This window comes from Vibrio sp. 1641, assembly GCF_033339995.1.
In the GTDB taxonomy this organism is placed as follows: domain Bacteria; phylum Pseudomonadota; class Gammaproteobacteria; order Enterobacterales; family Vibrionaceae; genus Vibrio; species Vibrio alginolyticus.
Genome location: NZ_JAWOVP010000001.1, coordinates 22,144 through 48,578, shown reverse-complemented (window position 1 = coordinate 48,578; position 26,435 = coordinate 22,144). Strand labels below are relative to the sequence as shown.

Annotated in this window: 29 protein-coding genes; 12 read left to right on the top strand and 17 right to left on the bottom strand. The window is 45.9% G+C overall.

Annotated elements, in window-relative coordinates:
* Window positions 1–32 precede the first annotated feature (32 nt).
* From R7Z47_RS00265 to R7Z47_RS00245, 5 genes are all read right to left on the bottom strand, one after another.
* Window positions 33–422: a hypothetical protein gene (locus R7Z47_RS00265; protein ID WP_005374387.1), complete on the bottom strand. Its 390-nt coding sequence runs from the start codon at window positions 420–422 to the stop codon at window positions 33–35.
* Window positions 423–446: 24 nt separating this feature from the next.
* A complete protein-coding gene (locus R7Z47_RS00260) occupies window positions 447–1,544 on the bottom strand; it encodes a GGDEF domain-containing protein (RefSeq protein WP_005383270.1) in 1,098 nt (365 codons plus the stop codon).
* 5 nt (window positions 1,545–1,549) lie between these two features.
* Entirely contained in the window at window positions 1,550–2,005 is a 456-nt protein-coding gene (locus R7Z47_RS00255) for a hypothetical protein (RefSeq protein WP_005374384.1), read from the bottom strand.
* A gap of 445 nt (window positions 2,006–2,450) precedes the next feature.
* Window positions 2,451–3,290 carry an S-formylglutathione hydrolase gene (gene fghA, locus R7Z47_RS00250; protein ID WP_005374382.1) on the bottom strand — a complete coding sequence of 280 codons (840 nt, stop codon included), beginning with the start codon at window positions 3,288–3,290 and terminating at the stop codon, window positions 2,451–2,453.
* A 62-nt stretch (window positions 3,291–3,352) separates the two neighbouring features.
* A complete protein-coding gene (locus R7Z47_RS00245) occupies window positions 3,353–4,501 on the bottom strand; it encodes an S-(hydroxymethyl)glutathione dehydrogenase/class III alcohol dehydrogenase (RefSeq protein WP_017821027.1) in 1,149 nt (382 codons plus the stop codon).
* A 293-nt stretch (window positions 4,502–4,794) separates the two neighbouring features.
* Here R7Z47_RS00245 and R7Z47_RS00240 point away from each other — a divergent pair, with 293 nt between their 5' ends.
* Both R7Z47_RS00240 and R7Z47_RS00235 read left to right on the top strand, forming a co-directional pair.
* Window positions 4,795–5,601, top strand: coding sequence for an arylamine N-acetyltransferase (locus R7Z47_RS00240; RefSeq protein ID WP_318129737.1), 807 nt, complete (start codon window positions 4,795–4,797; stop codon window positions 5,599–5,601).
* A gap of 80 nt (window positions 5,602–5,681) precedes the next feature.
* Window positions 5,682–6,554, top strand: coding sequence for a LysR family transcriptional regulator (locus tag R7Z47_RS00235; protein ID WP_017633836.1), 873 nt, complete (start codon window positions 5,682–5,684; stop codon window positions 6,552–6,554).
* Between the two features lie 99 nt (window positions 6,555–6,653).
* On the opposite strand, the gene R7Z47_RS00230 is transcribed toward R7Z47_RS00235, so the two are convergent.
* Window positions 6,654–7,427, bottom strand: a complete 774-nt coding sequence (locus R7Z47_RS00230) for a siderophore-interacting protein (RefSeq protein ID WP_062730859.1) — start codon at window positions 7,425–7,427, stop codon at window positions 6,654–6,656.
* 179 nt (window positions 7,428–7,606) lie between these two features.
* Window positions 7,607–8,191 (bottom strand): LysE family translocator, encoded by a 585-nt coding sequence (locus tag R7Z47_RS00225; protein ID WP_064369529.1) that lies wholly within the window; start codon window positions 8,189–8,191, stop codon window positions 7,607–7,609.
* Between the two features lie 114 nt (window positions 8,192–8,305).
* Between R7Z47_RS00225 and R7Z47_RS00220 the strand changes: the two genes are divergently transcribed.
* Together R7Z47_RS00220 and R7Z47_RS00215 are read left to right on the top strand one after the other, a co-directional pair.
* Window positions 8,306–8,746, top strand: coding sequence for an Lrp/AsnC family transcriptional regulator (locus R7Z47_RS00220; protein WP_031780811.1), 441 nt, complete (start codon window positions 8,306–8,308; stop codon window positions 8,744–8,746).
* Between the two features lie 214 nt (window positions 8,747–8,960).
* Window positions 8,961–10,139: a lytic polysaccharide monooxygenase gene (locus R7Z47_RS00215; RefSeq protein WP_149191659.1), complete on the top strand. Its 1,179-nt coding sequence runs from the start codon at window positions 8,961–8,963 to the stop codon at window positions 10,137–10,139.
* 116 nt (window positions 10,140–10,255) lie between these two features.
* Here R7Z47_RS00215 and R7Z47_RS00210 read toward each other — a convergent pair whose 3' ends face one another.
* From R7Z47_RS00210 to R7Z47_RS00200, 3 genes are read right to left on the bottom strand one after another with little or no spacing between them, the layout of a single operon-like run.
* Entirely contained in the window at window positions 10,256–10,876 is a 621-nt protein-coding gene (locus R7Z47_RS00210; protein ID WP_215810140.1) for an HAD-IB family hydrolase, read from the bottom strand.
* A gap of 38 nt (window positions 10,877–10,914) precedes the next feature.
* Entirely contained in the window at window positions 10,915–11,226 is a 312-nt protein-coding gene (locus R7Z47_RS00205) for a cupin domain-containing protein (protein ID WP_005383281.1), read from the bottom strand.
* Window positions 11,227–11,235: 9 nt separating this feature from the next.
* Entirely contained in the window at window positions 11,236–11,886 is a 651-nt protein-coding gene (locus R7Z47_RS00200; protein WP_005374358.1) for a Qnr family pentapeptide repeat protein, read from the bottom strand.
* A gap of 495 nt (window positions 11,887–12,381) precedes the next feature.
* On the opposite strand from R7Z47_RS00200, the gene ompW reads away from it, so the two are divergent.
* From ompW to R7Z47_RS00185, 3 genes are all read left to right on the top strand, one after another.
* Complete coding sequence (ompW, locus tag R7Z47_RS00195; protein WP_017634373.1) at window positions 12,382–13,023, top strand: outer membrane protein OmpW; 642 nt, start codon at window positions 12,382–12,384, stop codon at window positions 13,021–13,023.
* A gap of 214 nt (window positions 13,024–13,237) precedes the next feature.
* Window positions 13,238–14,263 (top strand): HlyD family secretion protein, encoded by a 1,026-nt coding sequence (locus R7Z47_RS00190; RefSeq protein ID WP_149191658.1) that lies wholly within the window; start codon window positions 13,238–13,240, stop codon window positions 14,261–14,263.
* Window positions 14,260–15,750 carry an MDR family MFS transporter gene (locus tag R7Z47_RS00185; RefSeq protein WP_033907201.1) on the top strand — a complete coding sequence of 497 codons (1,491 nt, stop codon included), beginning with the start codon at window positions 14,260–14,262 and terminating at the stop codon, window positions 15,748–15,750. The genes R7Z47_RS00190 and R7Z47_RS00185 overlap by 4 nt, the downstream gene beginning before the upstream one ends.
* Window positions 15,751–15,846: 96 nt before the next feature.
* Here the strand turns inward: R7Z47_RS00185 and R7Z47_RS00180 are convergent, their stop codons facing one another.
* The gene (locus R7Z47_RS00180; protein ID WP_005460845.1) at window positions 15,847–16,092 is read right to left on the bottom strand and encodes a Rho-binding antiterminator; all 246 of its coding nucleotides are present in this window, start codon (window positions 16,090–16,092) and stop codon (window positions 15,847–15,849) included.
* 180 nt (window positions 16,093–16,272) lie between these two features.
* On the opposite strand from R7Z47_RS00180, the gene R7Z47_RS00175 reads away from it, so the two are divergent.
* Window positions 16,273–17,400: an MBL fold metallo-hydrolase gene (locus R7Z47_RS00175; RefSeq protein WP_137282900.1), complete on the top strand. Its 1,128-nt coding sequence runs from the start codon at window positions 16,273–16,275 to the stop codon at window positions 17,398–17,400.
* Between the two features lie 76 nt (window positions 17,401–17,476).
* Here the strand turns inward: R7Z47_RS00175 and R7Z47_RS00170 are convergent, their stop codons facing one another.
* The 5 genes from R7Z47_RS00170 to R7Z47_RS00150 all read right to left on the bottom strand — a co-directional run bounded on the left by R7Z47_RS00170 (window position 17,477) and on the right by R7Z47_RS00150 (window position 21,508).
* Window positions 17,477–17,902, bottom strand: a complete 426-nt coding sequence (locus R7Z47_RS00170) for a VOC family protein (protein ID WP_137282899.1) — start codon at window positions 17,900–17,902, stop codon at window positions 17,477–17,479.
* 173 nt (window positions 17,903–18,075) lie between these two features.
* On the bottom strand, window positions 18,076–18,561 hold the full coding sequence (locus R7Z47_RS00165) for a VOC family protein (RefSeq protein WP_005374344.1): 486 nt from the start codon (window positions 18,559–18,561) through the stop codon (window positions 18,076–18,078).
* Window positions 18,562–18,700: 139 nt separating this feature from the next.
* Complete coding sequence (locus tag R7Z47_RS00160) at window positions 18,701–19,030, bottom strand: DUF4144 domain-containing protein (RefSeq protein WP_017634368.1); 330 nt, start codon at window positions 19,028–19,030, stop codon at window positions 18,701–18,703.
* A gap of 24 nt (window positions 19,031–19,054) precedes the next feature.
* Window positions 19,055–19,591, bottom strand: a complete 537-nt coding sequence (locus tag R7Z47_RS00155) for a DUF924 family protein (RefSeq protein ID WP_151515199.1) — start codon at window positions 19,589–19,591, stop codon at window positions 19,055–19,057.
* A 69-nt stretch (window positions 19,592–19,660) separates the two neighbouring features.
* Window positions 19,661–21,508 (bottom strand): M3 family metallopeptidase, encoded by a 1,848-nt coding sequence (locus R7Z47_RS00150; RefSeq protein WP_151515198.1) that lies wholly within the window; start codon window positions 21,506–21,508, stop codon window positions 19,661–19,663.
* A 276-nt stretch (window positions 21,509–21,784) separates the two neighbouring features.
* Here R7Z47_RS00150 and R7Z47_RS00145 point away from each other — a divergent pair, with 276 nt between their 5' ends.
* On the top strand, window positions 21,785–22,147 hold the full coding sequence (locus R7Z47_RS00145; protein ID WP_017634365.1) for a hypothetical protein: 363 nt from the start codon (window positions 21,785–21,787) through the stop codon (window positions 22,145–22,147).
* Window positions 22,148–22,217: 70 nt separating this feature from the next.
* Here the strand turns inward: R7Z47_RS00145 and R7Z47_RS00140 are convergent, their stop codons facing one another.
* Window positions 22,218–22,391 carry a hypothetical protein gene (locus tag R7Z47_RS00140; RefSeq protein ID WP_005374332.1) on the bottom strand — a complete coding sequence of 58 codons (174 nt, stop codon included), beginning with the start codon at window positions 22,389–22,391 and terminating at the stop codon, window positions 22,218–22,220.
* Between the two features lie 233 nt (window positions 22,392–22,624).
* Between R7Z47_RS00140 and R7Z47_RS00135 the strand changes: the two genes are divergently transcribed.
* The 3 genes from R7Z47_RS00135 (at window position 22,625) to R7Z47_RS00125 (ending at window position 26,431) form a co-directional block, all read left to right on the top strand.
* On the top strand, window positions 22,625–23,767 hold the full coding sequence (locus tag R7Z47_RS00135) for a sugar diacid recognition domain-containing protein (RefSeq protein ID WP_005374330.1): 1,143 nt from the start codon (window positions 22,625–22,627) through the stop codon (window positions 23,765–23,767).
* Between the two features lie 158 nt (window positions 23,768–23,925).
* Entirely contained in the window at window positions 23,926–25,278 is a 1,353-nt protein-coding gene (locus R7Z47_RS00130) for a GntP family permease (protein WP_005391886.1), read from the top strand.
* 16 nt (window positions 25,279–25,294) lie between these two features.
* Window positions 25,295–26,431 carry a glycerate kinase gene (locus R7Z47_RS00125; RefSeq protein WP_262606667.1) on the top strand — a complete coding sequence of 379 codons (1,137 nt, stop codon included), beginning with the start codon at window positions 25,295–25,297 and terminating at the stop codon, window positions 26,429–26,431.
* Window positions 26,432–26,435: the final 4 nt, after the last annotated feature.

Here is a 26,435-nt window from a genome sequence, read left to right as displayed (position 1 = left end):
GTGTGGTGGGAGGGGGTAGTAATGTTCCCGTTTTAGCGTACGTACTTGGCGGTTGCACTGACTAAAAAGTGTTGCAATTTCCCGTCTGATTTTGGCACCCACAAGTCGTTATGATAATGGTAAATACGGCCATTGACGGTCACAGACAAGGTATTATCACCCGTTTTCTCCATGCGAATAAACTGATCCGAAGTGACCAAAAACGGCTCTTGCTCTTCAATGCTCTGGCCCGTTGCCAATACGAAGTAGCCGAATCGGTTGCCAGCATCCGGATCGGTTGAGTAGATTCGATGTCCAACTAGGCTGTAGTCGTCGTTGAGTGCCTGCTCAAGCGTTTTTTGCCCGATGGTTTCGTGCGATGGAATAAATACCCAAGCCAACACACCTGCCGCAATGACTGCCAGTAGAAGCAGTACTTGCATGAACTTTCTCATCATATATACCGTTTAACGTTGAAATTTCATTTTGTACATGCGCTTATCCGCTATGCTGATAAGAAAGTCAACATTGTCACTGTCTTTAGGGTATTGCGCTAAGCCCATGCTTGTTGAAAGTGTTGAGACTTTATCGGAGTTTAATATTTGTGCATCAAAGACGGTATTTATCTGCTCACGTACGTTCTCTTCATTGAGATGTTCACCTTCAAGGATAACCGCGAACTCATCTCCTCCCATGCGATAAACAGTAAAATCATTGAGTGCCATAGAATTAAGTCGCCTAGCGATTTCCCGCAGTACAGTGTCGCCAACTTGGTGTCCGTGTGTGTCGTTGACTTCTTTAAAACCATTTAAATCTAGAATCCAGAGAGAAAAGGGCCTTTTTTCTTGAGTAAATTTGTTTAGGGTTATGAATAGTGCATTGCGGTTCCCTAGGTTCGTCAAAGGGTCGCTGAGCGCCAATTTTCTATGAAAATGGGATTCACGATAAAAGAAATAAGTTAGAGAGATAATCGACAAAACGAACGTCGCAAACAACATATATTGTGCTTGCATTAAGCGCTGGGTTTGACCTTTTTGTGCTTCATAAGCTTTACTGCTTAGACGGAAGTTTTGATTAACGAAGTCTATTAAGCCTAAATATAGTGTTTGAGTTGAACGATAAAATGCAGCAGCAGCTTGGCTATCACCTGTTCTAGCTTCTACTAGTTGTTTTTCTAGCTCTTTGAACTCTTCAAAAAGGTTAATGAAGTAAAGGTGCATGTTGTTCCGAGAAAAGAACTTATTGGCTTTCGTGCTACTGGTCAATAAGTCAAAGCGACTCCACGCTAACTCGTATTGAAGCTCTGCACCATCAATATTCAATACGTTTTCATCTAACCGTCTGGCCTCGCCGACAAGTTCTGATAGTTCTTTGGAGAGTTGGAATAAAAACCAAGTCGCTTGTTTTTGTTCGTTATTAAAATTCTGTGAGAGTGAACGTGTTTGCTGTAAAAGCACGACATTCGCGAGAAGCAAAGAAACGGCAAACACCACCAGCAGCATTTTGCTGGTGGTAGAATATTGCAATATTCTTTGTTTCTTAGAATAGGGTTCTGATAACTTCATTCTTATTATTTTTCTTTTATTTCATTTACTTGCCATACCATTTGCGCATGATATTTATTGTAGTTTAGCTCTGGATAGAGATTGAGTGGATATATCACCCAGAAAGGGCCTTTATTCCTGACTTTTATGTAATTCTGATCTTGTTGATAAGCCAGTATTGGTTGATATCGAAGAATATCTTGTCGGGACAATGTCGAGTGATAGTCGTTTAAGCTGCTGATATCAACCTGCTCTGGTACCTTTCCGTAGACGTGTGTAAGAAGCGTGCTGAGTTTAACGCCTAAAAACTCTGACGAGGCAGGAAGCCAAGGCAATGTCATCGTGTAGCTAGTGGTAGGTAAAGCTTGGATCTCTTCCAGTTCCAGTATGACACTAGGCTGCTGGCTACTACTAAATACGATCGTATTTGCAGACAAGAATGGCGCAACAAAAAACAGACCTAGCGCGACTATCTTTTTCATCATATGCCCTTTTGAGTTTTATTCTTTTTTCTTAGCTAGGACAAAGGTGCTAGCGGTAATTTATTTATAATTATAGAGCCAACCGGATGAGATTTTATAATACGTTATGTTTCAAAAATAACTGTCGGTTTACGTCACGTCAAGGTTATTAAGTTGCTTCTTAATTAAAAGCTCAGAGTATTGGGATGATGGTAGAGTTTCGTAATGATTTCGCGGTATTTAATTGGTTTTTAGTGCAACTTTGTGTCATTTTTAATAAAGATACTGTGTCGGAAATGAGAATTTAATAAGGCGAGAAATGGGATGTCGAATTTGTTCTTAAGTTACATTATTTTACATATTTAAATCATCGATATTCAGATATGTATTTGTTAGTACGTAAAGAAAATAAAGTCACCTAGTTTTGGTGACTTTATTTTTTATTTCATGAGCTTACTTAATTTAACTATGCAAACAAATATTTTGCATGGAAGTTGAGGTGCTCTTCAATAAAGCTTGAGATGAAGTAATAGCTATGGTCATAGCCTGGTTGCATTCTCAAGGTTAGGTTTGAATCGTGTATTTTTGCCGCAGCAATCAGCGCTTCCGGTCTAAGCTGCTCATTTAAGAAGCCATCAGCATCACCTTGATCAACCAAAATTGGTAATGGTGATTGTTGTTGTTTTAGAAGTTCACTTGCATCGTATTGCTTCCAGCTTTCAAGCTCCTTGCCTAAGTAAGCAGTAAAGGCTTTTTGTCCCCAAGGGCATTGCATTGGGTTACTGATTGGACTGAACGCTGAAATAGAACGGTACTGTTCTGAATTTTTCAGACCAATGGTGAGCGCTCCGTGGCCGCCCATGCTGTGACCGGAAATTGACTTCACGTCAGAGACAGGGAAGTTACTTTCGATGATCGCAGGTAACTCCTCGGTCACATAGTCGTACATGCAGTAATGCAGTGACCAAGGTGCTTGCGTCGCATTAAGGTAAAAGCCAGCTCCTTTTCCTAGGTCATAGCTTTCGTCGTCAGCGATACCTTCGCCTCTCGGACTTGTGTCTGGTGCAATGATCGCAATGCCAAGCTCGGCCGCCATACGAAATGCGCCCGCTTTCTGCATAAAGTTCTCATCGGTACACGTTAAACCAGAGAGCCAGTATAGCGCGGGTACGGGATTTGATTTCGTTGCGTTAGGTGGCAAGAATATCGCGAAGCGCATGGTGCAGTTTAGGGCATTGGATTCGTGTGTATATTGCTTGTGCCAACCGCCAAACACTTTGGCTTGGCTTACATTTTCAATGGTCATGAATAAACTCTCTAATTAGCAGAAGGAATTCAGGCTCCCCAAAAGGAGAGCCTGAGGCAGCATTATTGATCCATATGGATAACTGTTCGGATGCTCTTACCTTCATGCATCAGATCAAACGCTTTGTTGACGTCTGCTAATCCCATTGTGTGGGTAATGAACTCCTGTAAGCCGAATTCACCAGCCATGTAACGGTTTACGATTTCTGGAAGCTCAGAGCGACCTTTAACGCCACCGAAAGCGCTGCCACGCCATACACGACCAGTTACCAGTTGGAATGGACGAGTTGAGATCTCTTGACCTGCACCAGCAACACCAATGATGACTGACTCACCCCAACCTTTGTGACAGCACTCAAGTGCTTGGCGCATCACGTTTACGTTACCGATACATTCGAATGAGTAGTCAACACCACCGTCTGTCATTTCAACAATCACTTCTTGAATTGGCTTGTCGAATTTTTGTGGGTTGATGCAATCAGTTGCACCAAGTTGTTTCGCTAGGTCGAATTTGCTTTCGTTGATGTCTACACCGATGATGCGGCTGGCACCAGCCATGCGAGCACCGATGATTGCAGAAAGACCGATACCGCCGAGACCAAAGATTGCCACTGTGTCGCCTTTTTCAACTTTAGCTGTGTTTAATACCGCACCCATACCAGTGGTTACGCCACAACCGAGAAGACAAACTTCTTCAAGTGGTGCTTCTTTGTTTACTTTCGCTAGTGAGATTTCTGGAAGAACCGTGTACTCAGAGAAAGTAGAACAACCCATGTAGTGGAAGATAGTTTCGCCGTTGATAGAGAATCGGCTTGTGCCATCTGGCATTAGGCCTTTACCTTGAGTTTCACGAACGGCCTGACATAGGTTCGTTTTGCCAGATTTACAGAACTTACACTCACCACATTCAGCAGTGTAAAGTGGGATAACGTGGTCGCCAACTTCAACGCTTGTTACGCCTTCGCCAACCATTTCAACGATACCGCCACCTTCGTGACCAAGGATTGAAGGGAAGATACCTTCTGGATCGTCACCTGATAGTGTGAATGCGTCAGTGTGACAAACACCAGTTGCTACGATGCGTACTAGCACTTCGCCGGCTTTTGGAAGTTGTACATCCACTTCTTCCATTTTAAGCGGCTCACCTGCAGCCCAAGCGACCATTGCTTTTGATTTTATGTGAGTTTGACCAGGTTTGATTTCAAGCGACATTGGATGTTTCCTTTATATTTTCAGTATATGGAGTGACGTAATAAGCGTAGTTAAGGTTTGCTTACCGCGCTTCGTCGTTTTGTTGGTGCTCATTTTAGGTGTTTCAGTAAAAATGATAATCCGTCCATTTTGAAAATGATTTTTACATATGCGTAATAATGATAAGGTGAGCGTGTAAAAAGAGTGCGATGCCTCCTTAAAGCGGAAGGGAAATGGAAAAGGTGATTGACCTGAAGTTAGATAGAGGGGCTAAAGTAGAAAACTGTCAAACCATCAGCTAAGTAAGAGTGATTATGAATAAGACGGATCTGAGTGCCTATTTAACCAAGCTAGGCTTGCCTAGTGAATTGCCCGCCGATTTGGAGTCATTGCACAGAATTCACGTGGCGCAGCATCGTTGCCTGCCGTTTGAGAATTTTGACATCGCATTGCAGCGAGGCGTCTCTGTTGAGATTGAAGATATTATTCAAAAAACCGTGTACCACTCTCGCGGTGGTTACTGCTTTGAATTAAATGGTTTAATGCTTGATGTGCTCAACACTCTTGGGTTTGAAGCGCGAAGTTTGGTAGGGCGTGTACATGTGTCTGGTACACCAACAGGTCGTAGTCATCAAATCACGTTAGTGACGTTAGAGGAACAAACATGGATTGTCGATGTGGGTTTTGGCTCCAATACCCCTCGAGCGCCATTGCCATTTATCCTTGACCAAGTGATTCAGACGGATTTACAAACCTTCCGTTTTGTCAAAGATGCTCAGTTTGGTTATTTCCTCCAAGTGCTTTCAACCGATGGAACGGACACGTGGAACAATCTATACAGCTTTGACCTAGAGTTTGTGTTTGCTGGTGACATTGCATGTAGCAACTTCTTTACCTCGACTTCGCCTAATTCGCGTTTTACTAGCGCAAGAGTCGCTGCTAGAGCGACAGAAAGTGGGTTGGTGACGCTGCTTAACTACACACTCAGATGCACCAATCATGAAGAGCTAACAGAAATAGAGCTAGAGCCAGGTCAAACCTACCTGGATGCGTTGAAAGAATATTTTGGCATTGAGCTTGATGCGCAATACGACGATCTTCGTCCGTTACCTGACGCGTAAAGTTTTCCAGTTTTCAAAGCGTAGCGCGACGAGAACAATGTAATCACTATTTGTCTAGAAGAGGTCGACAGGAATACAGCATGGCGAATTGGGAAGGAGTCAGCGAGTTTGTTGCCGTAGCGGAAACTAACAGCTTTACAGCTGCCGCGGCTAAACTGAAAACGTCAGTGGCACAAATCAGTCGCCGCGTATCGGCACTTGAAGAGCGTCTTGCGGTCAAGTTACTGCATCGCACGACGCGAAAAGTTTCTCTGTCTGAAGCTGGACAGCTTTATTATCAGCAGTGCAAACATTTGGTCGAAGGGCTAGAACTGGCCGAGCTTGCTGTAACACAAATGCAGACCGAACCGCGAGGTTTGCTGCGTGTGACAGCGCCTGTGACCTATGGGGAAATGAACCTCGCGCCGCTCTTGCATCAGTTTTTGGAGAAGTACCCGCGTGTGGACCTCGATTTAGTTCTGACCAATCAAAAACTGGATTTGATAGAGCAAGGGGTAGACGTGGCGATTCGTCTTGGCCGCCTGCAAGATTCCAGCATGATCGCAAAGCGTCTTTCGTCGCGTCAAAATTACGTGTGTGCTAGCCCTATGTATTTGGAGCGATTTGGCGAGCCTCACACATTATCCGAACTGGCTCGACATCAGTGCTTGGTTGGTTCGGTCGATTATTGGCATTTTAAGGAAAATAAACGCGATAAGTCTTTGCGCGTGTCGGGGAGGATTAAATGCAATAGTGGTTTTGCGCTAATGGGCGCCGCCAAACGTGGTTTGGGTTTAGTGCAGTTGCCGGACTATTACGTTCAAGAAGCCCTAGATAACGGTGAGCTAGTCGAGGTGCTGACCGATTACCGAGACGACCGTGAAGGCATTTGGGCACTGTATCCACAAAGCCGAAATTTATCGCCCAAAGTGAGGTTGTTGATCGACTTTTTAGCGCAGGAACTAGCGGATTAGAGTTTTCATGAACTTTAATACAACTGAAGTTGCTAAAACGCCCGGTGATGCCGGGCGTTTTTATTAGGATGAGAGCTGGAATCGAAAAGACATGAATCACTATTGGTTGGATTCCGCGTCTTCACGTTTAATCACTTTGTGCCCATCTTCAGACACGCCTTGCTTCCAATAGCTGCTGATGTAGATATTCTCGCGATCGACTTCTTTCTCGTTGCGGAAATATTGGCGCAGCGCGCGCATTGAATCGAACTCACAGGCACACCATACCGAAGCGTTACCGTCTAACCATTCCAGTTCGCGAACGCTATCAGCCAAGGTTTGCTGTTCAGTTAGCCAAATCAACTCCATACCGGCTGGCGCGTGTAGGGGTTGAATGTCGGCTGGAGACATCACGCTGATCACAGCGTAGCCTTTGGCCTCTTCTGGCAGCGTACGAATTTTCGCAGAAAGTGCTGGAAGTGCTGTCATATCGGCAGCCATGAAGAACCAATCCGCCTCAGTATTTAAGTTGGAGATGCTACCTGGCCCAACAATGCTGATCGTGTCGCCTTTTTGCGCGGCCATTGCCCAACGCGCTGCAAATCCGCATTGCAGATCTTGCGTTACGTGTCGGACGAAATCCACTTCGATTGAACTGGTTTCTGGATGAAAGCGTCGGATAGTGTAGGTGCGCATGATTGGTCGGTCGTCTTCTGGCAGGATGCTCAGATCCGCGCCGCCCATATCGTTAAACAGTAATTTGATGTAACTGCCTTCGCAGTCACGAGGAAAGTGGCTCAGCGCCTCACCTTGCAAGGTAATGCGCTGCATGTTTGGAGTGATGGTTTCTGTGTCTGTGACAACAAGCGTTTTAGGTTGAGGCTTCTTTTTCATTGTTACTTTACTCGATAATTATTCTCTTTCTCATTTAAAGATTATCAAGTTCCCTAACAAGAGGGTAGCGTCTTTAAACAAATTTACACTGTGAATTAACGCCAAAGCCTCAAGAAAAATATTACCTCTATCCTTTCTCTAACCACGTAAAGTGAGTCGTTTTTTAACCATAAATGGACTTATATCATTGGAATCGTAGACAAAAGCAACAGCGCAGCCATGCTGTAGTTGAACCCCTTAACGCGTTTATCGGTGGTCAACCAACGCTGCAATTGCATACCTGCCGCCGTCCAAAATGTCACCGATGGCAAGTTGGCTAAACAGAAGATACCGGCGATAAAAGTCAGTTCGAGCCAAGAACCGCCACTGCTGTATACCGTAATGGCCGTCAACGCCATCGACCAACCTTTTGGGTTCACCCATTGGAATGCGACAGCCCCTAAAAAAGACATTGGGCGAAAATCGTGTTTTGCTTCGGTTTTGTCGCTGGTGGCGATTTTGTACGTCAAGTACAGCAAATAACTCAAGCTCAACACTTTCAAAATGGAGTGTGTAATTGGATATGCGTGGAACAGGCTCATCAAGCCAATACCCACCAAAATTAGCATGGCACCAAAGCCGAAGGTAATGCCCAACATGTGTGGGATAGTGCGTTTAAAGCCGACATTTGCCCCTGAGGTCATCAACATAATGTTATTGGGACCCGGCGTAAAAGTGGAGACAAAAGCGAACAACGCCAAAGCGCCCAGTTGATGATATTCCATAGATTGTTCCTTGAATCAGTTCTCGATAAGTTGAGAACAACTATAAGTAGAACTGAGGTCAATATTGTGCTTTTATTTGATGATTAGAAACTAAATAAGCAATGAAACATCATCATGGATAGATTTGACGAAAGAATATTGCAAGTGCTCAAACGAGATGGAAGAATCTCCAATGTGGAGCTGTCGGAACGCGTTGGTTTATCTCCGTCTGCAACCTTACGCCGAGTGCAAGATTTAGAGCGTAAAGGCGTGATCAAAGGCTACCGAGCAGTACTGGATAATCAGCAACTTGGCGTGGGCTTTGTCGCTTATGTGTCGATTGGTTTGGCCTCGCACTCTAAGCAGGCACAGCTGGGTTTCGAAGAGCATGTGCGTTTTGTAAACGAGGTGGTGGAATGTCACAACATTACGGGATCTAACGAATATCTCATACGCGTAGAGACGCAAAATCTCGCCGCTTATAAAGCGTTCCATGCTGATGTGTTGGGTGAGTGCGAACACGTCAAGTCGATCACAACGATGGTGGTGATGGACACACCAAAAGACGAGCGATAGCCAAACGAGAGTGACAGTTTTTGTGGCACATGAATTTGAAGTGACTCGAAAGAGTCAGTCGAGTATGAGAATGGTTCACAACAAATGCTGGAAAGCAGATGGCACTCTTACAATTTCCATATTTATTCTCACCTTCTAAATAATCCCATCCTGCTAGTTTTGCTTAAACCGCTTGTGTTTCAGAGCGGCGAGTCAGCAAAATTAAGGATGAACGATGAAATCACATGTAACACTTCCTCTTTTGAGCTTAAGCGCTGTTGCCGCATTGAGCTCATTTAACGTCAACGCCCACGGCTGGGTAGAGTTTCCAAGTGCTCGTCAAAATACGTGTTATTTAGACGGTGGCTTTTGGACCAACGAGATCCCTAACCAAGCGTGTAAAGCGGCTTTTGATGAATCTGGCGCGTATCCGTTTGTGCAGCGTAGCGAAATTGCAGCAAACGTACCAAATTACCGAGATATGGAGCATGTGAAAGCCGTGGTTCGCGACGGTGAGCTATGTTCTGCTGGCGATACAGCTAAGAAAGGCTTGAACATTCCTTCTCCAAACTGGCAGCGCACCAATGTTACGCCAGATGCAAATAACCAGATTGAATTGGTGTTTTACGGCAAAGCGCCGCACAACCCATCGTACTGGGAATTCTATCTCACCAAGCCAACTTATGATGATTCAAAACCTCTTACTTGGAGTGATTTAGAGCTGATCGACACCGCAGGTGATGTGTATGTTGATGCGGAAAAACGCTACCGTATTCAGGTGACTTTCCCTGCTGATCGTTCGGGCGATGCGGTACTTTACACTCGTTGGCAGCGTATTGATGTCGCTGGGGAAGGTTTCTACAACTGTAGTGACATTACGTTAAACGGAACAGGCACGACGCCACCGACTGACCCTGTTGATCCAACCGAACCGGGCAATAATCTGACATCTCTAGGCTACTTTGTTCAGCAAGGTTTCGGACCAGTAGAAGCGGGTGACACCATCCGTTTTCGTACGTTTAATGCGACAGGCAATGAAATTGTCGATATTTCACTACCAATCAGTGCGAACAATACGGCGACTTGGGCGGCAGAAATAGCAGATCAATTTAACGCGCAGCAAACGGGCGATTGGTATGTGGGCATTTGGCATCAAGAGATGAGCCACTACATGTTCGATAGTAACAACGTGAATGCGAACCAAGTATTAGCGCCAAGCGCAGACTTCAGTTATGCGTTGTCACTGATCAAAGCGGATGTACCGCCACCAGTTGAACCAACCAACTTGTGGGACAAGACGGCTGTTTACGACCAAGGTGATGTGGTGACGCACAACGGTAAAGAATGGACCGCTCAGTGGTGGACGTCTGGTGAGGAACCAGGCACAACGGGTCAATGGGGGGTATGGCGTTAAGCCAGTTATTCGGGCCCTGATCAATAAAACCCTTCTCATGTGAGAAGGGTTTGTTTTTTTAGCCTAAAACGATCACTTTGGTCGAGTGGTTGTCTTGAAAATCAGAGCACATATCGTTATTCGCTTGCTCTCCACTCGCTCCAGTTGAGCATCGCGTAGTCTGCCAGTTTGAGCATCGGAATGTCTTCGTGTGTATCACCGTAGGCATAAACAGACGCAAATTCGTCGAGCGAAAACGTGGCCCTAACGCGCGAGACTTTTTTTTCTAAACTACAATCACCTTGCTGGTAAAAGCCACTCAGTTTTGGCTGTTCTGAGATCAGTTCACTGCACAGCAAGTGGTAACCGTTCGCTTCACACCAAGGCTTGAGATACGCATTGAGTGATGCCGACACCACCACAATGGTATCGCCTCTGTGCTGATGCCACGCCAACCTTTCCATCGCTTCTGGCCGTAAGTACAGCGGGATCACTTCATGGGCAAACTGAGTGCCAATCGCTTCAATTTTCTGCGTTTCTTTCCCTGAAAATGCAATAAAACTGCTGAGAGGGCGCATAACACGAGCGGGTAACACTCCGAGTTTGTACAGCGCATAAAATGGCATGATAGCGACCTTTCCTATTCGTTTGCGCAGGCCATAAGCAGAATAGTGGAGGAAAAGGCTAAACATATCCTCTCGGGTGATGGTGCCATCAAAATCAAACAGTGCCAGTGACGGCTTAGTAGTATCGAGCAAATTCAGCGCCTATTTTTTGGTTTAAGATGGTTTTGTGTTTATTGATAAAACACCGCCAACCAGATGGTTTCTTGCGTTGGGTCAGTCCAGCTCACTTTGTGTTTGGTATGAGCTGGAATCGTAACGTGATCGCCTGCCTCAAGTCGTTGCACGACACCTGATTCAAAAGTCAGCTCTCCTGCTCCTTTAAGAACCAAGACCCATTCATGTTCTTCTTGATCGTACCAGCCACTTTCGGGCGAGGTTTGCCCCGTTGAGACAATGCGTTCTATACGCAGGTTTTTGTGGGTCAGCAGGTCTTCGAACACTTCCTCGTCGAGGTTATTCGGTAAGTCTTTAAACAGGTTCATGGCCTTTCCTTAGAGAATGATCAGTCCAAAAGGCGCAAGCAATTGCTCTTGTTGCCAATCACAAATTTTAACACCAAACAGAGAAACGCGGCGAACATCCAGCCCGTCTAGTTCGACATGAGTCAGATCACACTGCTCAACGTTAAAGGTTCCCCATTGTTCTGGCGAGAATTCGCAGCGAGATAAATCCGAGCCTTTGAGAGTTGCCCCTGCGAGGTTCGCACCGTTCCAACGGTTTTCAAAGAGGTCACATTTTTCTAGTAACACTCGCTCGAAGTTACAGTAGGTGAGGTTGCAGCCAGTAATAAAAGCAGAACAGAAAAACATGGTGTTACTGACGCGATTAGCAAAGTTCGCACCTTGGAAGTTTGCCCCTTTGAGATCGCACTTACGTAGCTCCAAGCCCATACAATTTGCGCCGTTAAACAGGCTCATCGCCAACATGCAGTTCGTAAAGCTAGCGTCTTTTAAGTTCGCGAAGCGAAAACTACACCCTTCTAGCGCTTTGGATTCGATAAAGCGACAGTCGATGAACTTAGCATCGCGCAGATCGGCATGGTCGAAACAGCACATATAAAAGTGGCAGTTTTTAAAGGTAGCATTCTGAAAATCGTGATGAGAAAAGTTTTCTCGTTCAAAAATGAGATCGGTTTTTAACATGTCTTCTCCTTAGCTGCGAGCAGACTAGCACTCCAAGTGACTGATTTTCCATAAAAATAACTTCTTGTATTTCAGTGCTTTACAAACCCCTCAAATCGCGATTTTAAGGGGGCAAACGAGCGTTTTAAGTGGGTTGTTTTTTGAAAATAGAATACGTAGAGGACGAAAAAAGTTTTTGCTGGCTACGAGCCTTAACGAGAGGATTCGCATTTATGGGTATGCATGGCAACTCACACGCACAGTTTGCATTACAGAATTGTATCCTATTTGCATAATTTGTTGATCAATATGGCGTTTCTCCATACAAAAAACCTATATTTTTCACAAATTGATTTCCATCAAAATAGTAGGGTTTCTATGTGCTAGATTGCGCACAGCTCAAAAAGATATAGATACCCGTGTGCTTCAAGGCGCTGAGTTTACTTGAAATCTCAGATCAGTTAGTAGGCACCCCTTTGGGTACGACATAACGAAGCCCTACGAAAGGAAATAAAAATGAAAAAAACAATCTGCAGTCTAGCAGTGGTTGCTGCACTCGTGTCACCAAGTGTTTTCGCTCATAAACAAGGTGACTTCGTTCTTCGTGTTGGTGCGGCGTCTGTCGTTCCAAATGACAGCAGTGATAAGATTCTTGGTTCTCAAGAAGAGTTAGAAGTTGACTCAAATACGCAGCTTGGTTTGACGTTTGGCTACATGTTCACAGACAACATCAGTTTAGAGCTTCTAGCAGCAACACCATTCAGCCACGACATTTCGACAGATTTGGTTGGTAGTGATATCGCGAAAACCAAACATTTACCACCAACGCTAATGGTGCAGTACTATTTTGGCGAGTCTCAAAGTAAGTTCCGTCCATACGTTGGTGCAGGTCTGAACTACACCATATTCTTTGATGAAGATTTCAATAGTACGGGTAAAGGCGCTGACCTGTCAGATTTGAAATTAGATGATTCATTCGGTCTAGCAGCGAATATTGGTGTGGATTATATGATCAACGATCAATGGTTCCTCAACGCCGCTGCGTGGTACGCAAACATTGAGACAGAAGCAACTTATAAAGCAGGTGGAGTGAAGCAAAAAACCGACGTCAAAATTAACCCTTGGGTATTTATGATCAGCGGCGGTTACAAGTTCTAAGAAAAACCAGTAGTTACACGCACATTACTATTATTGGCATGACTTTGGGGGCGGTTACGGGGACTGCCCCTCTTTTTTATCCTCGTTTTGATTGCACATCATTTACTCCACTTAGCAACATGCAAAATTGGATCTTTACCTTGCAGATCATTTTATTGTCGGAAGATCGAAAAGTCCTACACTGATCACATAATTGAACAAGTGGACAATATAAATGAGCGACGACATCGCAAAGCATTCCTCCTCCAGATCTAATCTGGTAAAAACTCTTTTCTTTACTCTCTGTGTTATCGCATTTGGTGCGATGTATTGGTCTTGGCAGTATTCAGACAGTCACCCAAGCACGGAAGATGCCTACGTTAGGGCAAAAATTTTGTCGGTAGCGCCTCAGGTAAAAGGCCAAGTGGTTTCTGTGGATGTCAAAGACTTCCAATCTGTTAACAAAGGTGACCTACTGCTGAAGATAGATTCACGCCCATATTTGTTGGCAGTGAAGCAAGCAAAAGCGGCATACCAATTGGCGGTCCAGCAACATGACGTTGCCGATAAGCAGGTAACTGAAGCTGTTGCGGGCTTAGATGCGGCGCGCTCTAACCTGATAGAAGCGCAAGTAGAGTACAAACGTACGGATTCCCTAGTGAAACGCAAACTGGCGTCGGACCAAGATTTAGATACGGCGAAAAACAAACTCGCCAATGCCCAAGCGAGCCTAGAGCAAGCACGTGCGACGGTAGAAAAAGCCATTGCGAACCGTGGTGAAGAAGGCGCAGAGGCTGCGGTCGTTCAACAAGCGGCAGCACAGTTAGCGCAAGCGGAGCTGAACTTGAGCTACACCGACATTACGTCACCAGTGGATGGCATTGCCGGTGAAATCAATACGCACGTAGGCTCGGTCGTTAGCGTGGGTCAAACGTTGTTCCCTGTGATTTTAAAAGACAGCTATTGGGTACGCGCGAACTTTAAAGAAACCGATCTTACTCATATTAAACCTGGCATGCATGCGGATGTGGTGATTGATATGTACCCAGACGTGGTTTGGAAAGCAACGGTAGAGCAGCTGTCGCCTGCGAGTGGTACATCGTTCTCCTTGATGCCACCAGAAAACGCAACGGGTAACTGGGTTAAAATCAAACAGCGTTTCCCTGTCCGTTTGGCATTAGAAGTACCGGCCGATGCGCCGCAACTTCGCGTGGGTGCGAGCTCAGAAGTCACCATTGATTTGCAAAGTAGCGTGCAATGAGCCATCAAATTACGGCAGACAAACGGGGGATTGCCACCGTTGCCGTGATGCTTTCTGCCATCATGGTGTTAATCGATATGACCGTTGCGAACGTGTCGCTATCGCACATGATGGGCGCGTTGGGCGCAACGGCAGACCAAATTACTTGGGTGCTGACGGGTTACAGCATGGCGGAAGCGATCTTCATTCCGATGACCAGTTTCTGGGTGTCGCGCTTTGGTGAACGCAAAGTCATGCTGGTTGCCGTGGTCGGTTTTGTGATTGCCAGTGCGCTTTGTGGGCAAGCACAGTCTCTTGAAGAGATGGTGCTGTTTCGCATTATCCAAGGCGCTTTCGGCGCGTCGGTGATTCCATTGGCGCAGTCGACGTTAGTGCAGATTTATCCGTACGAACAAAAAGGCAAAGCGATGGCGATTTTCTCCATCGGCATTTTGCTTGGTCCTATTTTGGGCCCAGTCGTGGGTGGTGTGATCACCGACAACATTAACTGGCGCTGGATTTTTTACATCAACTTGCCATTCGGTTTGATCTGTACCTCTTTGATTTATCGCTATATCCATATCGACAACAAATCCAAACCTAACTTTGACTGGTGGATCATCGGTTACATGGCGTTAGGTGTGGGCGCGTTGCAGTTTGTGTTGGATAAAGGGAATGAAGACGACTGGCTCGACTCACGTATGATTCAGACGGCGATATTGCTCGCAGTCATGGGATTGGTGATGTGGATCTATCGCAGTTGGAAAACCAAAAGTCCAATAGCGCCATTGTGGCTACTGAAAGACCGAAACCTTATGGTCTCGTCATTGATGATTGCCGTGGTGTCGATGGCGATGTTTGGTCTGACGACTCAACAACCAATGCTGTTGGAAAGCTTGCTGGATTATCCGGTCTCAACCACTGGCTTATTAATGGCACCGCGAGGGTTGGCGTCGGCGGCGATGTTGATTTTAGTGATTAAGCTCAATCCGCAATTCGATCCCAGAATCAAAATAGTCTTTGGCTTAAGCTGCATCGGGATTGGTAGTTATTTGATGACGCAATACTCACTGCAGATCGATACATTTTGGATTGTGATGCCGAGTATGATTCAGGGGATGGGGCTTGGTTTAACCTTCTCGACGCTATCCACCTTGGCGTATTTAACGATTCCGAAAGAGCAATCTGTTGCGGCGGCGAGTATTTACAATCTGTTCCGTACCATTGGTAGCTCGTTTGGTATTTCTATCGCCACCACGTTCCAATATCGTGATAGTCAGCAGCAATGGCATGCGCTGGGAGAGGGTATTAATCCTTATAATCCTAACTTGCATGACTGGGCGGCCAATCAGGGGCTTTCTATTACCGATCCGGTTGCGTTAGACCAATACCAACAGATGTTGCAGCAGCAATCGCAAATGGTCGCGTTTGTGCACACCTTCCAGCTTGTGGGAGTGATGTTCGTGATCATGATGCCGATGCTGGTTTTCATCCGGTCGCGAGAATAACAACAAGTTCCGGTGAATCGTGTAAGAGAACGCCTCTCAAGTTGTATTTGCTTGAGAGGTGTTTTTTATTGGACGGTGTCAATGAAAGACGGACGTTTACTCAAACGTCACTTCATCAAAATGCGGATTGGCTTTGAGCGCGCGCATTGCGACTAATTGTTCAGTCGGGAAAGCGGTGTGCTCACCATCCATATCTAAAAACAAGCACTCTTGTCGCTGCATGTCGTAGCCTGTGTCGAACGCGTTGCCCTGATGAGTTTCACCATTTTTTAGCGTGATCTCGATAGGGAGCTTAAACATACAGGCGATTTCAATAAAATCGTATTGGCTGCAAGTCACCATAGTTTTCTCCTTTCAAACCGACGCAGTATTCAGAAGGTTTGAGAACCGCTTCCTTAAATAGAAGACGTTTGATTGAAACTGAATCTTCATCTTACACCTCATTTTGGTCACGAAATAGACATACACGCACGTTTTAATAAACCTACTGTTGAGCGTTCACAAGCGAGACAAAATAACGATATGTCTGAGACGATACTTAAGCGCACATACCTAACGAGTGAACAAAAGCCAAGTTCACTGATTCCGCCTCAAACCTACCATGCGCAGTTGGCGCACCGTGTTTACCACTCGCCTCAATTTGAAAACGGCCGCGTTAAAAACGAGATGCCAAATGTCCCTAGCCCGCAATCATTCTGGCAGGTGTGTTGGAGCTATCTTGGTGGTAGAACGCCATTGAGTCCTAACGAACATCTGCCACATTTCCCAATTCAACCTACGCAGTTTGCGCAGCGAAGTGAATCGATGCGCGTTACTTGGCTGGGCCATTCCACCATGCTGGTGGAGGTCGATGGCATTCGAATTCTGACTGATCCGGTATTTGATTACGCTTCTCCGTTCATCGCAAAAGCGTGGTTTGAACGCAATATTCCCAATACCCATGCCAGAGATTGTTTGCCGATTCCTGAAATTATCGTGATTTCGCACGATCATTACGACCATTTAGAAGCATCGACCATACGTTTCTACGCCGATAAACCCGTGACGTTTTATGTACCCTTAGGGGTTGGCAAGCATCTGATAAAGTGGGGCGTTTGCGCAGACAACATCGTGGAATTCGATTGGTGGGATAGCGTGCACTATGCCGGAATCGAACTGATTTGTACGCCCGCTAACCATAATTCTGGTCGTACTTATTTCGATAAAAACTCGACCTTGTGGGCTTCTTGGGTCATCAAAGGTAAAGAAGAGACGCTCTATTTTAGTGGCGATTCAGCTTACGATTCGCACTTTTCCGAGATCGCACTGCGATGTGGACCAATCGACATTGCCTGTTTGGAAGTGGCTGCTGATGTGAAAGGCCAAGGTTATCCGGTCGAAAACTGGGGGCACATGCAGGCTCATCATACCGTGCAAGCGTTTCGCGACTTAAATGCGAAAAAACTGTTGCCAGTACATTGGGCTACATACGAACTGTTTACTCACCGCTGGGACGAACCGATTTTAGATTTGCTTACCCATTGTCAAAAAGAACATATAACGCTGCTGACGCCAATGCCGGGGGAGAGTTTTTACGTTCATCAAGAACATATAAATAAACAATGGTGGCGAGAAAAAGAAATAGGTGAGCCAGATATAATTTTGACTTAATAATATGTTCTTACTTCAATAATTATTTTAGAAATTAACCTTGTTATTTTCAGAATATAACAAGGTTTTTACTCGCTTACTCATCAATCACTTGAGGTTTTAACTCGACGACATTTCCTTCCGGATCATGAATATAGAGTGAGCGACCGAATCCTTGTGCGCCGTAGCGTTTCGCAAACTCTTCGGTTTCAATGCCGCGCGCACGCAGATATTCCAGTAATTCATCCTCGGGAAAAGGCGCCAATTGCAGGCAAAAATGGTCAATATTACGACCATTTTGAACTGGTGGCTTACCGCCGAGTTGGCCCAATTCGCTGTCTACCGTCACTACATCAATTAATGCGTTACCTGCCCTAAGTTGAGTTAAACCAAGTTCCGTTACTTCGCGTTCGACAGGGCAGCCCAAAATGTCTCGATAGAAATGCAACATAGCATCGAGGTTACAGGTCCTTAAAACAACATGATCAAGCGCTTTGATGGCGATTGGATTTTTGGTGGGCATGCTTCACTCCTTTTTGCATTGTGTTGAGGTAAGTATAAAGTGACCTTAAAAGTGGTGAGAGAAATGATCAAATTCCAGATGTTTTTTTCTAGAGCGAGTGCAGAAACACTGCAACTCAAAGCAAACAAAAAAGGCTAGCGTATTGCTAGCCTTTTGGAATATGGATGGGGCTATTACTCGTAATCAGAAGCGTAAGTTTCTTCGTAAGTGTGTGAGTAAAGCTCGAATAGGTTGCCGAATGGGTCTTCTAGGTAAACCATTTTCGCAGGCTTATTATCGTCTTCTGGGTGGTAACGCATGATGTCCATGCGAACTTTGCCACCTAGTGCTTCGGTGCGTTTGATAGCACCTTCAAAATCGTCTGTCTGCAAACAGAAATGGAAGATACCGATGCGAGAAAAATCCACTTCATGGCGCTCTTGACGCTCTTTCATTTCGAATAACTCAAGGCCAATGCCATCACTTGTCACAAGGTGCGCAATGTTGAAGCCTTTAAAGCCTTCCCCAAAGACCGCAATACACATTCTGCCAATTGCCGTTTCGCGTTCTTCAATCACTTTCGTGTTGCCCATAACGACTTTTAGACCTAGCGCTTGCGTGTAAAACTCAACCGCTTTGTCCATATCTCCGACCATAATACCGACATGATTCATTTTCATTTGTTTGCTCCCAACATGTGTGTTTGAACGTTGTCTTGTTTCGATGTGGGAGAGTATATGGCGTGATATTGATTACATGAAATTATCATAAATTATAAAAATGATAATTTTATTTAATGATGTGCGTATTGGGATTGATTTAGTGAGCTAAGGCCTCAACAGCTTGCCTCACCGAGGTGAAATGAATCTTGATAATGCACCGTTGCGCGAGGCTGAATTCATGCGATTGGATTAATGACGTAACCTCTTCTACGGACAGCGTTCGTTCTTTTAGATGTAAAAGAGTGGTGTTCGAGCCATTGTTTTTCAATTCAAACGTGTTGCCATTTGAGTCGATAACGTAATCATCTTGCCCAAAAATGAGGGCTTCGCATTCAGAGTCTAAGTCGGACTGGGAATGCGTGTAGATCAGCTCATCGTCGCCGTCTAGTTTTAGCAAGCATGGCCAACATACTGCGTGGTCTCTCATGGTTAACTCATTATTCATTGTTATTTAGAAACTTGACCCAGGTTGTTGCAAAAACGCTAACTCTTCGGGAGTGCTCTTTCTTCCCAGTATCGCATTGCGATGAGGATAGCGCCCAAACTGGTCGATGATGGCTTTGTGTTTTAGCTCAAAATCGTAGTTATTTTCAAGCCCTGATGCGCGAAACAATTTTTCAGCTTGGACATGAATGAGGCGAGATTCGCTGTGCATAAACGGCATGTACAAAAAGCTTAGCTGCTCGGGCGCTAATTCTTTGTCGTGACCTAACCGAATTGCCTCTTGAGCCAATGCTAATGCGAGTGGGTCTTGTGCAAACGCTTTTGGGGTGTTGCGATACACATTACGTGAAAACTGGTCGAGGACGATGATTTCGGCCAATCGTCCTTGTGCGCTGTCACGCCAATTAAACAGTTCACAACGAGCGGCTTGTTCTAATACCGAGGCAAATCGCGATGTAATACGCTTGTCCAGTTCTGGGTTGTTTTCAAACCAATTTTGGGGCGATAGCTCCTCGAACCAAAATTTGATGACTTCTTGGTACATGGATCTTCCTTCCTATTGCATTAGCTAAAGAATAAAAAGCCAGAAGGCGAGCTCCTGGCTTTCTGCGTGTTATCGACCGTAAGTCTCTACGATGTAACGTTCAAAATCGTCACACATTTGTTCGTCAGAGATGGTGTTGCTTGCCAGCTCTTTACTGCCGTCGACGACTTTAATCGCGGCGTTCAGTGAAGCGACTGATGCTCGCTCTCGCGTCGCAAGTGAGTCGATTTTCTTCTGCTGCACTTCCCATGCCTGTTCTGGCGACAGGTTACACACGTCTGCAAGGTATTTGGCATTGAAGCCTTCGCCAGTCAGGCTGACAATGGTTTCGTTGTGCGACAAGTGATTGCCTGCGTGCCAGTAGTGTTTTGCCAGCAGTGGGCCAATTTCTGGGTTATCCGTCAGGTAACCAAACTTCTCAAGGAAGTATGCACGGGTCTGATACACCGCCATGTGCGCGAGTAGATAACCTTGATACGCACAAGCTGCTTCGTCGGATAGCAAATGTGGAATCGCCATCAGTGGGCGAGGGCTGCATTCCAAACCAAGGATCTGTTTTTCACAATCGCGAGCGAGCTTAGTGATGCGCTCTGGCGTTAACTCGTCATCGCTCAATTGATACAACGCGCGCTCAAAATATGGCACAACCAAGATGCTACGTTCTTCATAAGCTTTGAATGGCTGACGACTGTTGATCATCGCTTGAATGATCTCATTAGGAACCGAATTCCCTTCATCATCCAGTGCGTACTGTTTTAGCCAATCGGCATCGGTTAACAGGCTGTCACAGAACATCGACTGAGTTTCTGCATAAGCCATCGACGTCGGCGCAAACTCCTGCGAAAAACAAGGCGCGTTCATTTTTACGTTCGCAAAGTGTGCTGCGTGACCACCTTCGTGGAACAGCGTGTTTATGCCATCGTAGCCGCTGCCCACTTGGTCTGGTTTGGCATTGCTGGTGAAGTTCACCTGTGCTGCGACCCATTCGCCTTGATTGTAGAATGAAGGGATAGGGCCGTGGCAGAACCCGTTCGGGTACTTACCTTTGCGGTCTAACAAATCCAGCGTTAGCGTCGCGCCAGAGTAATCAATATTCAGACGACCAAACGATTCTACCCAGCGTCTCAGAGATTTAGAGAACGGCACGTATGGGTCAAGGTCACGCATGACGTCACCCGCGAACGAGTAAACAAAGTTGAAGCCGGTGAGTGCGCTTGCGCCTTTCTCTTTCGCCAAGTTTTCTAAGCTGTTGAGGTGCGCATCTCGCGTGCGTTGTTCGAAATCTTCCAAAATCTCGAATAGCTGCTCAGAGCTCATCTTTTCCGTTTTTTGCACGGAGTAATCAAAGAAGGTCGCATAACCCAGTGAGCGAGCGAACTGGTTGCGTAGTTTGATCAGTTCTATAAAGCCGTTTTGCAGTAGCCATTGTTCAAGGTTCAGCAACGCTTGATGAGCCGATTGGCGAACTTCTTCATGATTGTTGGTGCGAATGGTTGAGCTCAATACTGGCAGTGAACCTTCCACTTGCTCGCCGTTTTCATCGGTAAACGTTTGTACGTGGTTCTGTTTTTTCTCGAACAGCTCAGCTTCAAAGGCAATGAGCTGATTTTTCAACGCTTGTGCTTTTTCGCCCTCGATAGCGTGAGATTCAAACATCGCCAGCCAACCAGATAGACCCGTCATGGTTTGTTGTTTCTCTTGTGGGTCGGTAATTGAGTCCGCGGCTTCAAGCTGTTGTTTGATGGCAGTAATTTGCTCGGCGTTGCTTAAAAAGCTTGTCCATGCCGTTTGTGCTTGCGTCGAGCCATCATGGTCATCGCTGATCCCCATGTAAGTTTCCCAAAAGAAATCTTCTTTGGTGCGGTGAATCGCAAGGTAACGTTGATTGAGGTCGTTGAGGTAATCCGTTGCGGTCATTTTGATCCTTCAAATGGTTTCGTTATGTAGACAGTTGATTATTGCACGCTTGGTCGCGAGAAAGGAACGCTAATCTCATTTGTCGATTTTGCATCGCGTAAAGGTGATTTTACTATTTGTTTACCTTTGGGTGAGTTAATAGGAGTTCTGAGCTTGCAGTATTAAGACTGGTATGGAGTTTACAGTTTATTAAGTAATTAATCCGCGATGCGCTATCGATGATCCTTATCAGGTGTAATAAGATTTCCATATCGTGGCGATACAGTTGGAAACAATATGATAAATAAAACAAAAGTTACGTTATTGGCGGTAGGTACGATTTTAGTTGGATGTTCTACAGTCGCGCCACCAAGAAATGATGCGGTTGAAAGCATTCAACAAAAGTGTTCTGTGATTTTAAGCAATGATGTTGCTGGCGACCAGCGCTGGCAGACTTATAACGGCTTGCTTGTAGAATATGCCGTGCATGGCGTTAAGAGTCAGGCGCAACTGGAACGTTTTGAAGCGTTTGTGCAGAGAGTGCAAGATGATGAGTCTGGACAGTTAGTTACAGAGTTGATTGAGGTCACCGACTGGGGATGCTCAAACGGCAACTATCTTGAAGAGATGAGCTTGTTTATTCAAGAAGTTCAGAAGTAAAAAACCGAGCGTTAAGTCGCTCGGCTTTTCTGTTTGTGGAGCGCTTTTTTGCGCTGGTTCGTCAGGACGTTTACTCCTCTGGATACTCGCCCATACCTTGCGTTTTACCTTCCGCTTTCCAATGCTCTCCAGGAGCAAATGCTTCATCGCATAAATCTACGGTGTAGCCCATTTCTGTGATTTCCTTCAAAGTGAGGTTATCAGCAATATTTGCAACTTCCCCCGATTTATTCCGTAACTCCATGTTGATCTCTCCTCTGTAGGTAGACGAGTGGCATCAATGCACAGTGAAGAATGCATTGGTAACCTTTGTTCTAAGTATATAACCCGCTGCTAAAAATGAAGGTTAATCCACTTTTTAAATATGGGTAATTGGATAATGCTTTGAGCTGCTTCCGTTATTTAGAACCGCAGCATCGCGATAGTTTGCCATTTGTGATTTATTGAGTGATTAAACGGTCAATTTGGAAACTCGAAATGGTGATTCTCGACCACGCTTTAGCACAACAAATTGTTGATCGAACCATGTCCATCATTGGTCACAATGTGAATGTGATGAACTCGGCAGGCATCATCATTGGCAGTGGCGACCCTAAACGTGTTGGGCAAGTGCATGATGGCGCGGTACTGGCGCTGAATCATGGCGATTCGCTAGAGCTTAATGAGCAGCAATGTTTGACGTTGCAGGGTGTCAAACCCGGTATCAATATGTTGTTGAAATTACATGGCGACGTGGTCGGTATTGTTGGCGTCACAGGCGAGCCGGAGAAAATCCGAGATTTTGCAAAACTGGTTAAAATGACCGCTGAACTAACAATCGAGCAAGCTGCGCTGGTGGAAAAATTTCAGTGGGACAGACGTCATCGTGAAGAGTTTATTCTGGCTTGGATCAATGGCAAATTGACCGATGAAGAGCTGAAAGATTGGGCGATGCGTCTTTCTATCGATGTTACTCAACCACGGGTGGCAACGGTGATTGAAGTCTCGACGCCGTCCGCCTCGAAAAGCATGAAGAGTGTGCGCAATATTGTTGAGCTGCTTGAATACCCAGAGCGTAACAACCTGGTTGCGATTGTCTCGGTGAATGAAATTGTGGTGTTGAAACCGTGTCATTCCGCCAAGCAGTGGGATAGCCAAGTTGAAAGTGAACGCATTGATAAGTTGATGTCGCGTTTAAGCGATCACGATTCACATACGTTTCACATTGCGCTAGGGCAGCTGTTTAATGAACCTAAAGATGTCGCGTTGTCATACCAAAGCGCGAAACAGGTATTAGCCATTGGCAAGCAGTTCTACCCAGAGAAACGTAAGTACCTGTTCGATGAACTTCGTTTGCCTGTGCTGTTAGCGCCGTTGGCGGATATTTGGCAAGGTGAACAAATTATTGATGGTGTGAAACGGTTGAAAGAGAAAGACAAATCTGGGCAATTATTGAAAACCCTAGATGCACTGTTTGAATGCAATGGCAACGTAACAGAATGCTCTAAAATGCTGTTTATTCACCGGAACACTCTGCGCTATCGGTTAGAGAAAATCACCGAGATAACAGGGCTACCAACTACCAATTTTGTGGGGTTAGCGGAGCTTTATATTGCGACTCGGCTCTCAAAAATGTCGTGATATTGTGCATCTGCACAATACGCGTCATTTTTTGACCACATCATTTGTCACTCCGCCTAAAGGAATTCTAAAGCAAACGATTAATAATTCATGCGTCCCTACATGTTGAGTGAGCCAACACGGACTCGCTCAGCAAAATAAGAATAAATGGAGTTATCATGAACCTTATATTAATCCTGCTCGGGGTGATCGCATTTATTGTGCTCACGACCACCAAATTCAAATTACATCCCTTTTTAGCGCTGATCATCGCGGCGTTCCTTGCGGCATTTGCTTACGGCTTACCGGCAGATAGCATTGCCAAAACCATTGCTTCTGGCTTTGGCGGCATCCTTGGTTACATTGGTTTGGTTATCGTTTTAGGTACTATCATTGGTGTTATTTTGGAAAAAAGTGGTGCGGCGATCACCATGGCCGATACGGTCATCAAAGTGTTGGGTGAGCGTTTCCCAACATTGACCATGAGTATCATAGGTTACATCGTTTCTGTTCCGGTATTTTGTGATTCAGGCTTTGTCATTCTGAACTCGCTCAAAGAATCACTCGCGAAGCGTTTAAAAACCTCAAGCGTTGCGATGAGTGTGGCGTTGGCAACTGGCCTATACGCAACGCACACGTTTGTGCCGCCAACTCCTGGCCCGATTGCCGCTGCGGGTAACTTAGGCCTGGAATCTAACCTTGGTTTAGTGATTGGTGTGGGTGTGTTTGTTGCAGCGGTTGCGGCGTTAGCGGGTATGTTGTGGGCGAACCGATTCCAACATGTTGAACCAGATGGCATTGAAGCCGTAGAAGAAATTCAGCAAGACTGGCAAGCACTCAAAGCGTCTTACGGCAAATTGCCAACGGCGAGCCAAGCATTCGCTCCTATTTTTGTTCCTATCTTATTGATCTGTTTTGGCTCTATCGCGAAATTCCCAAGCCTACCGCTGGGCGAAGGTTTTGTGTTTGATGTTCTGACTTTCTTAGGACAGCCACTAACGGCATTGGTGATTGGCCTGTTCCTTTCTGTTCGCCTACTCAAGTCAGACAACAAGATTGAAGAATTTGGCGAGCGAATCAGCCAAGGTATTACGGCTGCTGCGCCTATTCTTTTGATTACCGGTGCGGGTGGTGCTTTTGGCGCGGTATTAAAAGCAACGCCGCTAGGTGAATACTTAGGTACGACGTTATCGGCGCTGGGCGTGGGTATTTTCATGCCATTTATCGTTGCGGCTGCGCTAAAATCGGCGCAAGGTTCATCAACGGTTGCGCTGGTGACCACATCAGCTTTGGTTGCGCCTATGCTTACGCAATTGGGGCTCGATTCAGAAATGGGCCGCGTATTAACGGTGATGGCGATCGGTGCAGGTGCGATGACGGTTTCTCATGCAAACGACAGTTTCTTCTGGGTAGTTTCGCAGTTTAGTCGCATGTCGGTGGGCTTAGCGTACCGCGCGCAAACCATGGCTACGCTCGTTCAAGGTGTCACGGCAATGGCGTTGGTGTACATTTTGAGCCTCGTTCTCTTATAAGTCTCTGGAAATACGTATGAAAGTGGTAATTGCACCTGATTCATTTAAAGAAAGCTTAACCGCCAAACAAGTGAGCGAGGCGATCAAAACGGGTCTTGCTCGCGTATGGCATGATGCCGAGTTTGTTACGGTTCCGGTCGCAGACGGTGGCGAAGGCACGGTTCAATCTTTGATAGATGCAACTCAAGGCGAACAAGTCTTCACAACGGTGACCGCGCCATTAGGGAATGATGTTGAAGCGTTTTATGGCATCCTCGGCGACGGCGAAACCGCGGTTATTGAAATGGCGGAGGCCAGTGGTCTGCACCTTGTGCCGAGTGATGCTCGCGACCCAAAACTGACCAGTAGCATTGGTACTGGACAGCTGATCAAACACGCGCTAGATAGAGGTATTCAACGCTTAATCATTGGTTTGGGCGGCAGCGCTACCAATGATGGTGGCGTGGGCATGTTGACCGCGTTGGGGGTGGCGTTTCTTGATGAGTCTGGTCATGCAATTACCCCAAATGGAGGCGGGTTAGCGGCGCTTGCGTCCATCGATATTTCTGGTCTTGACCCTCGTTTAGCAACTTGCGAAGTGTTGGTAGCGTGCGATGTTGATAACCCACTCTGTGGTGACAAAGGCGCGTCGGTTATCTTTGGCCCTCAAAAGGGAGCGACCGTATCAGACGTCACTCTGCTCGATAACGCATTGCGCAAGTTTGGCGAGTTGACGGAACAAGCGACGGGTAAGCATGTAATGACTCGTGAAGGGGCGGGTGCTGCTGGTGGTATGGGCGCAGCCTTGCTTGGGTACACGCCAGCACGTTTGCAACCGGGAATTGAGATTGTGCTTGAAACGGTCAAACTTGCTCAGCATGTTGCGGATGCGGATATCGTATTTACAGGCGAGGGTCGAATCGATCATCAAACCGCACATGGTAAAACACCGATGGGCGTTGCTCAGGTGGCTAAGCAGTGTAATTTACCAGTCATTGCATTAGCAGGCTGTGTGGGCGACAACTATCAGGCGGTTTATGAGTGCGGCATTGATGCGGTGTTTGCTTGTGTACCAAGGGCGATGAGCTTACCTGAGGCCATGAAAGAGGCCGACGTCAACGTTGCTAACTTAGCCGAAAACGTCGCGAGAATGTGGCAAATTAAGTCGCACTGAAGGC